A 12,709-nucleotide genomic window follows, 5' to 3' on the forward strand; every position below is an offset into this window, starting at 1 on the left:
ATCAGTTAAATTTTATAATTTTGCATGATACTTGACTAGTACACAACGGCGTAAGTTAATCAACCATTAAAAATTTGACAAAAGCTTGTGTAATCTGCTTTTTTAATTTTTAATTTTTAATTTTTAATTCCGCACTGCGGTACTAGCTATTTTAGATTTAGGATTGTTGATCACTTATCGGTACAATCAATAAATTACCAAAAAATGCTAGTTTTATGATTATAGGCGAATATCCTGCCATGAAACCCGCTATCTTGCCGCCAAAACAGGATAAACCCCATAATCAAGCTAAGTTTATGCTGGTTAATGGTGACTGAATTATGTTACCTATAAAAATACCACCATGATTTATTACATTTTAGGAAGATAACTTAATAAAAATTAACTTATACATCCATGACAATTTCACCATGTCGCAGCCACACCTTTGTAGACTACAAATACCTTAATCAATTACTATTAGAGATTCAGGAAAATTGCCGTCGCCATAATTATAGTAAAATTGTGAGTATTCCCCTAGAAATTGGCTTAGTTGATCCTTTGCTGGTTTTTGATCAATTTAATCAGAAAAATACCATAAACTTTTATTTTGAAAATAAAAGTAATGGTGAAGCAATAGCAGCAATTGATACTTTAGATAAAATAGAAATTTCTGGTAAAGATAGGTTTACAAAATCAGAAGAATTTATTAAAAATTGTCTGAAAAATATAATTCCTATTTCTCACGAAAATCAGACTTTTTCCCTACCTCGATTTTTTTGTACTTTCAGTTTTTTTGATCAGCATAAAAAAGTAGATTGTCCATTTCCTTCTGCTACGGTTTTCCTACCTTGTTGGCAAATAGCTTTAAAAAATAATCGCTGCACATTAGTAATGAATACAATTATCAATTCTAGGATTAAGATTAGCAGAATATTGGATAATTTACAACGCCATTTAGAAATTATTAGATCTTTGCATACCCATTCTCTAAATATTGATAAATTTCCCTTAAACTTATATAAAAAAATCACTAATAACGGTGAAAAATTTAAAACTTCTGTTTCCTCAGTTTTAGAAATAATTCATGCTAACCAGTTAAGAAAAATTGTTTTAGCTGATATCTTAGATGTCAGTGCTAATCATGATTTTAACTTATTACAATCTTTAAATAATCTCCGCCAAATACATCCTAATTGCAATGTATTTTCCACCAGTAATGGTCAAGGACAAAACTTTATTGGTGCTAGTCCAGAACGATTAATTAGTATTCACAAACGACAGTTAATTACTGATGCTTTGGCAGGTTCTGCACCGAGGGGAAAAACACCCACAGAAGATGCTACAAATGCTAACAATTTAGTTAATAGTACCAAAGAAAAACACGAACATAAACTGGTTCTAGATTTTATTACTCAACATTTATCTCAACTGGGTTTATTCCCCCAAGTTTTAGCCCCCAGACTGCGACAATTATCTAATATCCAACATTTATGGACACCAATTAGTGCAGTAGTTCCCAATAATATTCACCCTTTACAAATCGTTGCTAAACTGCATCCTACTCCAGCAGTTGCCGGGGCAGCACGAGATATTGCTTGTGCAGAAATTCGCCGTTATGAAAGTTTTGAAAGGGGTTTATATGCAGCCCCTTTAGGTTGGGTAGACGGAGAAGGAAATTGTGAATTTATTGTGGGGATTCGTTCGGCTTTAATTGATGGTAATTATGCTAGACTGTATGCAGGTGCGGGTATTGTTGCTGGTTCAGATCCTCAAAAGGAATTTGCCGAAGTGCAACTTAAACTACAAGCTTTATTAAAAGCCTTAGTTTAAAGACTTTCCCTCGTTCCTAGACTCCGGCTAGGAATGCCAGCTATGAGGCTCTGCCTCCCGTCAAATATATTTCCTTGTACTCCGACTAGGAATGCCAGCTATGAGGCTCTGCCTCCTCTATCACTAGCGGCAGAGCCGCAATTCAGCATTCCCAGTCAGAGACTGGGAACGAGATTAATAATATGATTACAAATCACGGTGACTAAATGATTTTGCATTTGCACCTGTGTAGCTTTTGACAATATGTCCATTCCCAGACATTTGATATTTATATGTGATTAAACCTTCTAAACCAACAGGTCCACGAGGTGGCATTTGTTGGGTACTAATTCCCACTTCAGCACCAAATCCATAACGGAAACCATCAGCAAAACGAGTAGAACAATTATGATAAACTCCCGCTGCATTAACTAAGCCTTGAAATGTTTCTGCGGCTGTAATATCTTCAGTAATGATTGCTTCTGTGTGCCGAGAACCATAATTTTCAATATGGGATATTGCTTCATTTAAAGAATCAACAATTTTAATAGCTAAAATTAAATCGCTGTATTCTGTTTGCCAGTCTATTTCCATAGCTGCGGCAATATCTGGTAAAATTTCTAAAGTACGTTCATCACCTTTTAATTCTACATTTTGTGCTTGTAAAGCTGTGGCAACTTGGGGGAGAAATTCGGCAGCAATGCTACTATGAACTAGCAAAGTTTCAATGGCATTACAAGCAGCGGGATATTGAATTTTAGAATCTACAGTAATACTAATAGCTTTGGCAATATCAGCGGCTTGATCTACATAAAGATGACAAATGCCATCAGCATGACCTAATACGGGAATGCGGGTATTATCTTGGACAAATTTCACAAAAGCATTAGAACCTCTAGGAATAATTAAATCTACATATTTATCTAATTGCAAAAGTTCTAATATTTCTTCTCTCGTGGTTAACAATTGCACCACATCAGGATTAACTGCTGTGTGAGATAATCCTTGTTTAATGGCTTTAACTATGGCTGTACAAGAATGTATTGCTTCTTTACCACCTTTGAGAATGACACCATTACCGGATTTAATTGCTAAGGAAACTATTTGAATTGCGGCTTCGGGACGGGCTTCAAAAATGATGCCTAAAACGCCTAAAGGACAGGTAATGCGTTTGAGAATTAAACCAGTGTCAATTTCTCGATGAATTTGGACTTTACCAATAGGATCTTCTAGTTTACCAACATCTCGCACACCAGCGATCGCATCCCTTAATTTATGTTCATCTAACTGCAACCGTTTATAAAGGGGTTTAGCGATTCCTGCCGCTGTTGCTGCGTGACAATCAGCCAGGTTTGCTTGGAGAATATCATCCTTTGCCAATTCTAAAGCTTGAGCGATCGCTTCAATAGTTTGATTTTTGGCCTCAGAGGAGAGAACTGCCAGCTTACTAGCAGCTTGACGGGTTTGTTGAGCGATAGCTTCGCTGGTAGTAGGTATCGCAGATAGAGGAGAAATAATTTTGAAATTAGTCATAAGAATACCTGGTAAGTGGGAAACCTTTGAGGAAAAAATTAGCTGAAACAGCTAATTTTTGACCCTATTTTTTGAAATTCACCAAATCGAGTCTAGACACTTAACCTTCTTGAACTCGACGTTCAAATTCTTCGGAAGTTTTGCCAATTACATCTAAGGCTGAGGGATAGATATCATTATGCTCCTGTTTCAGCCAGCCTAAGAGATTGGCAATCTGAGCATTCCGTAAATCTAAATCAGTCTGAAAAATGATTGAAGTCGCCATCGCTTCAGCATATTGACGTGGATGACCTTGCTGCACAAAAACATCCACCAAAGCGGCTAAAGCTGTCTGTGGAATATTAACAGGAGTCCCTTCTGTAGACATAATTTCTGAAAAAAATAAAATTCACAGGCCATTTTAATTTAAACCACGTTCAAGATGAAACCTGTAGTTTATCGAATTACCCCACCCCGGTTTTGCTAAAGCAAAACCTACCCTCCCCTTACCAACTACCGTGTACACACAAATCATCAGATCCCCCTAAATCCCCCTTTCCAAGGGGGACTTCAAGAAAATTTCCCCCCTTTTTAAGGGGGGCTAGGGGGGATCAAAACCCTGTTAGGCAACTTGATCAGACTTCTGTGTACACCGTAGCCTTACCAAGGGAAGGGGTTTTAAACTGACAAAAACTTCACTTTAGGTTTCAAGATGGATGAGGTAAGTACCTGGATAGAATTAATTACTATTATTTATTTACCAATCCTTTGTCCATTAAGGATTTCAGTCCATTAAGGATTTCAGTCCAAATATTTGTGTAATTAATTTTGTCTCATTACTTATATCTATAGGAATTTGATTGGAGTAGCCATCACGAACTAGTTTACTTTTCGTTACATAAGATACTGCGTTTTTTCCTGCCCGTCTATTATTGAGTATTAATACTTATTTGTGTAGCTTTTTTTCATTAAAACAATTTGTAAAAGTTCACGTAATTTAGGCTGTATATATAAAGATCCAGTTTGATCTTTAAAAGGAAAGGATACGTAGGGTGTGTTAGCGACATTCCAAAGCACCATTATCAAAGATTTTATGCATTCAAGATTCCATCTGATCACGCTAAAATACTTAGTTTTGTATGGCCACGTATGCTATGAAAAATACAATAGTAATCATAGGAAAAATACAATAGTAATCATACGGAAAATATAATGATAATCATAGAAAAAATACAATAGTAGTCATATAGACAAAATATATAATGTGCTTTTTAGATATTTCAAGGTAATTTTTAATGGATAATTTTACCACTTAGGATTTGCTAATAGATCCTAGAGTGGCGTTAAATGTTATACATGAAACCCTTACACAGTAATAATTTTACGGATATTAAATAATAATAATAATAATAATCATATGCAATAAACAAGCGTTATTCTATAAATTCATTACTGTGTAACTTTCTTAGCGGTCTCTAAGTTTGAAAAATATTATGCTATCCAGATTTTGTACGTATTGATGATTTAGCATGATGTATATTTTCACTTAATTTCATTTTTCCCTCATTTTCTGTGACTCATAAACTTTACATTTCTTGACTGAATTTTACTTTACATCATAAAAATTAGATGATAGTTTATTTAAGGGTTAAGCAATTACTTAATCGATAGTCATAAAACTAACAACAAGGAATTAAAAAAATGGCAGTTGAAAAAACCAATTCTTCCTCCAGCTTGGCAGAAGTTATTGATAGAATCCTTGACAAAGGTATCGTAATTGACGCTTGGGTTCGTGTTTCCTTAGTTGGTATCGAATTACTAGCAATCGAAGCTCGGATCGTTATCGCTTCCGTTGAAACCTACTTGAAGTATGCTGAAGCAGTTGGTTTAACCCAATCAGCAGCAGTACCTGCTTAATTTAATTAAGCAAGTTCCCAAGTAGGAGAATAACCATGACTCATATTTATAGTTATTCTCCTCATTTCCCAAGTTTCCGACAACAAATAACAAGGAATTAAAAAAATGGCAGTTGAAAAGACCAATTCTTCCTCCAGCTTGGCAGAAGTTATTGATAGAATCCTTGACAAAGGTATCGTAATTGACGCTTGGGTTCGTGTTTCCTTAGTTGGTATCGAATTACTAGCAATCGAAGCTCGGATCGTTATCGCTTCCGTTGAAACCTACTTGAAGTATGCTGAAGCAGTTGGTTTAACCCAATCAGCAGCAGTACCTGCTTAATTTAATTAAGCAAGTTCCCAAGTAGGAGAATAACCATGACTCATATTTATAGTTATTCTCCTCATTTCCCAAGTTTCCGACAACAAATAACAAGGAATTAAAAAAATGGCAGTTGAAAAGACCAATTCTTCCTCCAGCTTGGCAGAAGTTATTGATAGAATCCTTGACAAAGGTATCGTAATTGACGCTTGGGTTCGTGTTTCCTTAGTTGGTATCGAATTACTAGCAATTGAAGCTCGGATCGTTATCGCTTCCGTTGAAACCTACTTGAAGTATGCTGAAGCAGTTGGTTTGACCCAATCAGCAGCAGTACCTGCTTAATTTAATTAAGCAAGTTACCAAGTCAGAGAATAACCATGACTCATATTTATAGTTATTCTCCTCATTTCCCAAGTTTCCGACAACAAATAACAAGGAATTAAAAAAATGGCAGTTGAAAAGACCAATTCTTCCTCCAGCTTGGCAGAAGTTATTGATAGAATCCTTGACAAAGGTATCGTAATTGACGCTTGGGTTCGTGTTTCCTTAGTTGGTATCGAATTACTAGCAATTGAAGCTCGGATCGTTATCGCTTCCGTTGAAACCTACTTGAAGTATGCTGAAGCAGTTGGTTTGACCCAATCAGCAGCAGTACCTGCTTAATTTAATTAAGCAAGTTACCAAGTCAGAGAATAACCATGACTCATATTTATAGTTATTCTCCTCATTTCCCAAGTTTCCGACAACAAATAACAAGGAATTAAAAAAATGGCAGTTGAAAAAACCAATTCTTCCTCCAGCTTGGCAGAAGTTATTGATAGAATCCTCGACAAAGGTATCGTAATTGACGCTTGGGTTCGTGTTTCCTTAGTTGGTATCGAATTACTAGCAATCGAAGCTCGGATCGTTATCGCTTCCGTTGAAACCTACTTGAAGTATGCTGAAGCAGTTGGTTTAACCCAATCAGCAGCAGTACCTGCTTAATTTAATTAAGCAAGTTCCCAAGTTAGAGAATAACCATGACTCATATTTATAGTTATTCTCCTCATTTCCCAAATTTCCGACAACAAATAACAAGGAATTAAAAAAATGGCAGTTGAAAAGACCAATTCTTCCTCCAGCTTGGCAGAAGTTATTGATAGAATCCTTGACAAAGGTATCGTAATTGACGCTTGGGTTCGTGTTTCCTTAGTTGGTATCGAATTACTAGCAATTGAAGCTCGGATCGTTATCGCTTCCGTTGAAACCTACTTGAAGTATGCTGAAGCAGTTGGTTTGACCCAATCAGCAGCAGTACCTGCTTAATTAAGCAAGTTCCCAAGTCAGAGAATAACCATGACTCATATTTATAGTTATTCTCCTCATTCTAAACATTCCATAACCACAAATAACAAGGAATTAAAAAAATGGCAGTTGAAAAAACCAATTCTTCCTCCAGCTTGGCAGAAGTTATTGATAGAATCCTCGACAAAGGTATCGTAATTGACGCTTGGGTTCGTGTTTCCTTAGTTGGTATCGAATTACTAGCAATTGAAGCTCGGATCGTTATCGCTTCCGTTGAAACCTACTTGAAGTATGCTGAAGCAGTTGGTTTAACCCAATCAGCAGCAGTACCTGCTTAATTTAATTAAGCTCCATAATATCAGGATTAATTAATCCTGATATTGGTTCTGCTTTTTTTAATTATCTAGATATTTGGAAATCAACGCTTCTCAAAGGATATTACAAAAAAGTACGAATCCTTATAATGTAGTACCTGGAGAAGCAATTTCTGTTAGGTCTGGGCTAATTTACTATTTTTTGGAGAACTTCATGATTTCTTTAATGGCAAAAATCCGGCAAGAACATCAGTCAATAGCAGAGAAAGTGGCTGAACTATCTCTTGAGACCAGAGAATTCTTGTCCGTCACGACAGCGAAAAGACAAGAGCAAGCTGAAAAACAAGCTCAAGAACTGCAAGCATTCTACAAGGATCTTCAGGAAACAAGTCAGCAGTTTTTATCAGAAACAGCCCAAGCAAGAATTGCTCAAGCTGAAAAACAAGCGCAAGAACTGTTAGCATTCCACAAAGAACTTCAAGAAACAAGTCAGCAGTTTTTATCAGCAACAGCCCAAGCCAGAATTGCTCAAGCTGAAAAACAAGCGCAAGAACTGTTAGCATTTTATCAAGAAGTTCGGGAAACAAGTCAGCAGTTTTTATCAGCAACAGCCCAAGCAAGAATTGCTCAAGCTGAAAAACAAGCTCAAGAACTGTTAGCATTCCACAAAGAACTTCAAGAAACAAGTCAGCAGTTTTTATCAGCAACAGCCGACGCAAGAACTGCTCAAGCTAAGGAACAGAAGGAATCTCTCCTGAAATTCCGTCAGGATTTGTTTGTGAGTATCTTTGGTTAATAAATACTCTCATTACCTGTAGTCCATTTGTTGGACAATGGGGCTACATAATAAAACCCCCTGATATTCCAGTTGCAAGACTGGTAAGACAAGGGGGCGATTAATAAAATTCAACAACAATGACTCTTGGCGTGAAGTTTCGGTTGTCTATATTTATACTCCGTATTCGTTAACATAGAAAATCTGTCTAGCATTAACGTTGATACTCTTATTAAACTAGGCTTCGTGCTTCATATACAAACCCAAGTTTGGCAATAATATCCGCACAAACATAAACTTTTTTACCATCTTTAAATTATGACTACTACCAAGGTTAATCATAAAAGAGCCGTTCTTCGTCTTCGTCCAGGGCAGTTTGTCGTCACACCTGCTATCGAGCGAGTCGCAATTCGGGCGCTACGTTATCTCAAATCGGGGTTTCCTGTTCACTTACGCGGACCAGCCGGCACAGGGAAAACAACCCTAGCCATGCACTTGGCTAACTGTCTGGACAGACCAGTCATGTTACTGTTTGGAGACGACCAGTTTAAGAGTTCGGACTTGATTGGTAGTGAATCTGGTTACACTCACAAAAAGGTACTAGACAACTATATCCATAGTGTTGTTAAACTCGAGGACGAATTTAAGCAGAATTGGGTTGATTCCCGATTAACCTTAGCTTGTCGTGAAGGTTTCACCTTAGTTTATGATGAATTTAACCGTTCACGACCTGAAGTTAATAACGTCCTGCTGTCAGCATTAGAAGAAAAAATTCTCAGTCTTCCTCCTAGCAGCAATCAGCCAGAATACTTGAGTGTTAATCCTCAATTTCGGGTGATTTTTACATCGAATCCAGAAGAGTATGCGGGAGTTCACTCAACCCAAGATGCTTTGATGGATAGATTGGTAACTATTAGTATGCCAGAACCAGATGAAATCACTCAAACAGAGATATTAATTCAGAAAACAAATATAGATCGAGAATCTGCTAACTTCATCGTGCGGTTAGTTAAGTCATTTCGTCTAGCTACCGGCGCGGAGAAAACTTCCGGCTTACGGTCTTGTTTAATGATTGCTAAGGTCTGTGCTGATAATAATATTCCGGTGACAACAGAAAGTTTAGATTTTCCAGATATTGCTATAGATATTCTGTTCAACCGCTCTCATTTATCTATGAGCGAATCCACAAACATTTTCTTGGAGTTACTAGAGAAATTATCAGCCGAAGAACTGGAAATATTAAATAATAGAGTCACAGGAGACAATGATTTTCTGATTGACAATTCCCAATTTTTATCCCAACAATTAGCTGGTCAACCAAATTAGCTTAGAAAGTAGAAGCCTCTCACCTACCCGACCGGGAGGTGATGCGATCAATGCGGGCGGAGTCACTACTTGAGCGACTCGCGAAGTTGAGCATCGCTCAATCAACAGTGTTAGTCGCTGCGGAATGAACACTTTCTTGGTCAGTTTTTCTGCCGAATATTTGATATAATATTAAGCAAATAGGTGTAACTCAATAAATGTTGAGAAGCAACCTATCGAAAAAGTTAAAGCCTCAACTCTGCTCGGCTTTAAACCTGGGCAAAGCCTAAGAGGTTGTTTGAAAAGTTTTAGGTTGTGATTTTAGGCACTTACAGATCCCCCCTAACCCCCCTTAGCAAGGGGGGAACTAGAGTCAAAGTCCCCCTTTTTAAGGGGGATTTAGGGGGATCTGAAAATATTTGATACACCATGAGGGACTTTTCAAACACCCTCTAAGGGTTAAAAATTATTTCCAAAAGTCCAAGACTGTTGGTCTGTCACACTTACTTTGACGGGTTTTTGGTAGTGCGGGCATACTATGGCTAACGCCACGCTGCGCTATCGACAAGCTCAGTACAAGTCTTGCCCGCGTGAGGGTTTCGCTCACACTACAGCCCATCATTGTTATCTTGACAAACTACTAGTGGCCTGTCAAATTTCTATTTGTTGATGAGGTTTATAGTTTATAGGCTCTCTATTTTCCCTCAAAATCACAATTTTTAGCCCGACAGACCACTAGCGCGAATGCAAAAAAAGTTAATTTTTGCCAACTAATAATCAATGCTTTATTTTCTTTAGAGCAGGAATTTTTAGTCTGTAAAATCAGATATGAGTCCTATACCATTCAAGAGTTGAATTATTTGTGACTTCTACCCCAATACTGCCAACACGTCCTCAGACTAACTCAAGTCGAACTATTAACACATCTACCCAAGGTTCGACTTTAGCGGACATTCTCGAAAGGGTTTTAGATAAGGGCATTGTGATTGCTGGCGATATTTCTATATCTATCGCATCCACCGAACTTGTACATATTCGGATTCGCTTGTTAATTTCCTCTGTGGATAAAGCCAAGGAAATGGGCATCAATTGGTGGGAAAGCGATCCTTATCTCAGCACTAAGGCTCAACGTTTGGTTGAAGAAAATCAACAACTTCAGCATCGTCTAGAGAGTCTAGAGGCAAAGCTAAATTCACTGACATCTTCTAGTGTGAAAGAGGAAATCCCCTTAGCAGCAGATGTTAAAGATGATTTGTATCAAACCAGTGCAAAAATTCCATCACCTGTAGATACACCAATTGAAGTTCTAGATTTTCAGGCTCAATCCAGTGGGGGAACTCCACCATATGTAAATACATCAATGGAAATTCTCGATTTCCAGGCTCAAACCAGTGAAGAAAGTTCATCACCTGTAGGTTCAACCGTGGAAATTCTCGATTTCCAGGCTCAAACCAGTGAAGAAAGTTCATCACCTGTGGTTTCAACCGTGGAAATTCTCGATTTTCAGGCTCAAACCAGTGAAGAAAGTTCATCACCTGTAGGTTCAACCGTGGAAATTCTCGATTTTCAGGCTCAAACCAGTGAAGAAAGTTCATCATCCGTAGATCCAGCGATTGATGTCTAACCTAAACTATCTAGGCTTGAAGTATCTGAAACTCCTGAAACTTTAATAATCAAATTGCATCAAAGACATTTAAAACTTTAGGTTGCATCATAAAAATGGTTTGCACTCCCGCTGAAAACTTCAACAATTCACTGACCATTGCTTCTAAACCCAAGAATGAAGCGGGTTTAGCTCCTTTACTTTTGACTGTATTGGAATTGGTGCGTCAGTTGATGGAAGCTCAAGTAATTCGGCGCATGGAAGAGGATTTACTGAGTGAACCTGACTTAGAACGGGCAGCAGACAGTCTGCAAAAGTTAGAAGAACAAATCTTACATTTGTGTGAGATGTTTGAGGTTGACCCGGCAGATTTGAATATAAATTTGGGGGAGATTGGGACTCTTTTACCATCTTCCGGTTCTTATTATCCAGGTCAACCCAGTAGTCGTCCTTCTGTATTAGAGCTATTAGATCGACTTTTAAATACTGGAATTGTTGTAGATGGTGAGATAGATTTAGGTATCGCTCAAATCGATCTTATTCACGCTAAATTACGTTTAGTTTTGACATCAAAACCAATTTAATCCCAATTTATCAATCATAAATTTAGGTTTAATTTATTCACAGCTTATGAGTATTCCTCTTTATTTGTACGGCATTTTTCCAAATACAATTCCTGAAACTCTTGATCTTGAAGGATTGGATAAGCAACCTGTTCATAGTCAAGTGGTTGATGAGTTTTGTTTCTTATATTCAGAGGCTCGTCAAGAAAAATATTTGGCTTCTCGCCGTAATTTGTTAACTCATGAAAAAGTTTTAGAACAAACAATGCATGAGGGTTTTCGTGTTCTTCTCCCCCTGCGGTTTGGATTAGTGGTTAAAGATTGGGAAACTATCATGAGTCAATTGATTAATCCCCATAAAGATCAATTGAATCAATTGTTTCAAAAATTGGCAGGCAAAAGAGAGGTAAGCATTAAAATTTTCTGGGATGCTAAAGCGGAATTACAAACCATGATGGAGTCTCATCAGGATTTGAAGCAGCAGCGCGACAACATGGAAGGCAAAAAGTTGAGTATGGAGGAAGTCATCCAAATTGGACAATTAATTGAAATTAATCTCCTAGCCCGCAAACAAGCTGTAATTGAAGTTTTCTCTCAGGAGCTAAATCCTTTCGCTCAGGAGATTGTAGTCAGTGAGCCTATGACGGAAGAAATGATTTACAATGCAGCCTTTTTGATTCCTTGGGAAAGTGAATCTGAATTTAGCGAACGTGTTGAAGTGATTGATCAGAAATTTGGCGATCGCTTACGTATTCGCTACAACAATTTTACTGCTCCCTATACATTTGCCCAGCTTGATTCATAGGAGTTATTACGATGCTGACGAAACTGTTACTACTGCCCATCATGGGTCCTCTGAATGGAGTTGTCTGGATTGCAGAGCAAATCCAAGAGCGGACTAACACTGAATTTGAATGCCCGCACTACCAAAAACCCGTCAAAATAAATTTGACAGATTACTAGTACAGAATGGATCTTAATATTCAACCTCAAAAGTTTGGTAATTATTCGACTCAACAAAAATATTTGAACGCACTATATTTTGAGCAGTATTTGAGTGAGGTTGACGCAATTTATGAATCGTTTTTTCTGTCGCTTCTATCTGTTGATTGAGGATATCTAAGCGTTGTTGAAGTAAACCCATTCGTTCTTTAATAGAATACATATCTCGCTGAATACGTTGTTTCTCCGTCACCATTTTATAAAGATCCAATTGACTTGATGCATCAGACTTAGTCCGAGGCATTGTGCTAATTTTAGCTCTGCTAATACTGCGATTACTAATTGTTTTCATGAAAAATACCTGAATATTTTTTATCATTATAACCAAGTTTTTGTAATTGTA

Annotated in this window: 16 protein-coding genes; 13 read left to right on the top strand and 3 right to left on the bottom strand. The window is 37.4% G+C overall.

Going from position 1 to position 12,709, the window contains the following annotated elements:
* The first annotated feature begins 396 nt into the window (after positions 1-396).
* Positions 397-1,812 carry an isochorismate synthase gene (locus ANA_RS14185; RefSeq protein ID WP_015080748.1) on the top strand — a complete coding sequence of 472 codons (1,416 nt, stop codon included), beginning with the start codon at positions 397-399 and terminating at the stop codon, positions 1,810-1,812.
* Between the two features lie 186 nt (positions 1,813-1,998).
* Here ANA_RS14185 and ANA_RS14190 read toward each other — a convergent pair whose 3' ends face one another.
* The gene (locus ANA_RS14190; RefSeq protein WP_015080749.1) at positions 1,999-3,324 is read right to left on the bottom strand and encodes a glutamate-5-semialdehyde dehydrogenase; all 1,326 of its coding nucleotides are present in this window, start codon (positions 3,322-3,324) and stop codon (positions 1,999-2,001) included.
* 100 nt (positions 3,325-3,424) lie between these two features.
* Entirely contained in the window at positions 3,425-3,691 is a 267-nt protein-coding gene (locus tag ANA_RS14195; protein WP_015080750.1) for a hypothetical protein, read from the bottom strand.
* 1,313 nt (positions 3,692-5,004) lie between these two features.
* On the opposite strand from ANA_RS14195, the gene gvpA (ANA_RS14200) reads away from it, so the two are divergent.
* From gvpA (ANA_RS14200) to ANA_RS14255, 12 genes are all read left to right on the top strand, one after another.
* Positions 5,005-5,220, top strand: coding sequence for a gas vesicle structural protein GvpA (gene gvpA / locus ANA_RS14200; RefSeq protein WP_015080752.1), 216 nt, complete (start codon positions 5,005-5,007; stop codon positions 5,218-5,220).
* Between the two features lie 105 nt (positions 5,221-5,325).
* On the top strand, positions 5,326-5,541 hold the full coding sequence (gene gvpA, locus ANA_RS14205) for a gas vesicle structural protein GvpA (protein ID WP_015080752.1): 216 nt from the start codon (positions 5,326-5,328) through the stop codon (positions 5,539-5,541).
* 105 nt (positions 5,542-5,646) lie between these two features.
* On the top strand, positions 5,647-5,862 hold the full coding sequence (gene gvpA, locus ANA_RS14210) for a gas vesicle structural protein GvpA (protein ID WP_015080752.1): 216 nt from the start codon (positions 5,647-5,649) through the stop codon (positions 5,860-5,862).
* A gap of 105 nt (positions 5,863-5,967) precedes the next feature.
* Positions 5,968-6,183 (top strand): gas vesicle structural protein GvpA, encoded by a 216-nt coding sequence (gene gvpA, locus ANA_RS14215; RefSeq protein WP_015080752.1) that lies wholly within the window; start codon positions 5,968-5,970, stop codon positions 6,181-6,183.
* A gap of 105 nt (positions 6,184-6,288) precedes the next feature.
* Positions 6,289-6,504 (top strand): gas vesicle structural protein GvpA, encoded by a 216-nt coding sequence (gvpA, locus tag ANA_RS14220; protein ID WP_015080752.1) that lies wholly within the window; start codon positions 6,289-6,291, stop codon positions 6,502-6,504.
* A gap of 105 nt (positions 6,505-6,609) precedes the next feature.
* Entirely contained in the window at positions 6,610-6,825 is a 216-nt protein-coding gene (gene gvpA / locus ANA_RS14225; protein ID WP_015080752.1) for a gas vesicle structural protein GvpA, read from the top strand.
* Positions 6,826-6,926: 101 nt separating this feature from the next.
* Positions 6,927-7,142: a gas vesicle structural protein GvpA gene (gene gvpA, locus ANA_RS14230; protein ID WP_015080752.1), complete on the top strand. Its 216-nt coding sequence runs from the start codon at positions 6,927-6,929 to the stop codon at positions 7,140-7,142.
* A 190-nt stretch (positions 7,143-7,332) separates the two neighbouring features.
* Positions 7,333-7,914: a gas vesicle protein GvpC gene (gvpC, locus tag ANA_RS14235; RefSeq protein ID WP_015080753.1), complete on the top strand. Its 582-nt coding sequence runs from the start codon at positions 7,333-7,335 to the stop codon at positions 7,912-7,914.
* Between the two features lie 297 nt (positions 7,915-8,211).
* Positions 8,212-9,219 carry a gas vesicle protein GvpN gene (gene gvpN / locus ANA_RS14240; protein WP_015080754.1) on the top strand — a complete coding sequence of 336 codons (1,008 nt, stop codon included), beginning with the start codon at positions 8,212-8,214 and terminating at the stop codon, positions 9,217-9,219.
* Between the two features lie 841 nt (positions 9,220-10,060).
* The gene (gvpJ, locus tag ANA_RS27755) at positions 10,061-10,822 is read left to right on the top strand and encodes a gas vesicle protein (RefSeq protein WP_015080755.1); all 762 of its coding nucleotides are present in this window, start codon (positions 10,061-10,063) and stop codon (positions 10,820-10,822) included.
* Positions 10,823-10,917: 95 nt separating this feature from the next.
* Positions 10,918-11,385 (top strand): gas vesicle protein K, encoded by a 468-nt coding sequence (locus tag ANA_RS14250; RefSeq protein WP_015080756.1) that lies wholly within the window; start codon positions 10,918-10,920, stop codon positions 11,383-11,385.
* Positions 11,386-11,431: 46 nt separating this feature from the next.
* On the top strand, positions 11,432-12,169 hold the full coding sequence (locus ANA_RS14255; RefSeq protein WP_015080757.1) for a GvpL/GvpF family gas vesicle protein: 738 nt from the start codon (positions 11,432-11,434) through the stop codon (positions 12,167-12,169).
* Between the two features lie 171 nt (positions 12,170-12,340).
* Here the strand turns inward: ANA_RS14255 and ANA_RS14260 are convergent, their stop codons facing one another.
* The gene (locus ANA_RS14260) at positions 12,341-12,658 is read right to left on the bottom strand and encodes a hypothetical protein (RefSeq protein ID WP_041458074.1); all 318 of its coding nucleotides are present in this window, start codon (positions 12,656-12,658) and stop codon (positions 12,341-12,343) included.
* Positions 12,659-12,709: the final 51 nt, after the last annotated feature.

Origin of the sequence: Anabaena sp. 90 (assembly GCF_000312705.1) — a bacterium.
In the GTDB taxonomy this organism is placed as follows: domain Bacteria; phylum Cyanobacteriota; class Cyanobacteriia; order Cyanobacteriales; family Nostocaceae; genus Dolichospermum; species Dolichospermum lemmermannii.

Bases quoted from the DNA above. Each gene is read 5' to 3' on its own strand.
- ANA_RS14185 (WP_015080748.1), top strand. From the start codon at position 397: ATGACAATTTCACCATGTCGCAGCCACACCTTTGTAGACTACAAATAC.
- ANA_RS14190 (WP_015080749.1), bottom strand. From the start codon at position 3,324: ATGACTAATTTCAAAATTATTTCTCCTCTATCTGCGATACCTACTACC.
- ANA_RS14195 (WP_015080750.1), bottom strand. From the start codon at position 3,691: ATGTCTACAGAAGGGACTCCTGTTAATATTCCACAGACAGCTTTAGCC.
- gvpA (WP_015080752.1), top strand. From the start codon at position 5,005: ATGGCAGTTGAAAAAACCAATTCTTCCTCCAGCTTGGCAGAAGTTATT.
- gvpA (WP_015080752.1), top strand. From the start codon at position 5,326: ATGGCAGTTGAAAAGACCAATTCTTCCTCCAGCTTGGCAGAAGTTATT.
- gvpA (WP_015080752.1), top strand. From the start codon at position 5,647: ATGGCAGTTGAAAAGACCAATTCTTCCTCCAGCTTGGCAGAAGTTATT.
- gvpA (WP_015080752.1), top strand. From the start codon at position 5,968: ATGGCAGTTGAAAAGACCAATTCTTCCTCCAGCTTGGCAGAAGTTATT.
- gvpA (WP_015080752.1), top strand. From the start codon at position 6,289: ATGGCAGTTGAAAAAACCAATTCTTCCTCCAGCTTGGCAGAAGTTATT.
- gvpA (WP_015080752.1), top strand. From the start codon at position 6,610: ATGGCAGTTGAAAAGACCAATTCTTCCTCCAGCTTGGCAGAAGTTATT.
- gvpA (WP_015080752.1), top strand. From the start codon at position 6,927: ATGGCAGTTGAAAAAACCAATTCTTCCTCCAGCTTGGCAGAAGTTATT.
- gvpC (WP_015080753.1), top strand. From the start codon at position 7,333: ATGATTTCTTTAATGGCAAAAATCCGGCAAGAACATCAGTCAATAGCA.
- gvpN (WP_015080754.1), top strand. From the start codon at position 8,212: ATGACTACTACCAAGGTTAATCATAAAAGAGCCGTTCTTCGTCTTCGT.
- ANA_RS14250 (WP_015080756.1), top strand. From the start codon at position 10,918: ATGGTTTGCACTCCCGCTGAAAACTTCAACAATTCACTGACCATTGCT.
- ANA_RS14255 (WP_015080757.1), top strand. From the start codon at position 11,432: ATGAGTATTCCTCTTTATTTGTACGGCATTTTTCCAAATACAATTCCT.
- ANA_RS14260 (WP_041458074.1), bottom strand. From the start codon at position 12,658: ATGAAAACAATTAGTAATCGCAGTATTAGCAGAGCTAAAATTAGCACA.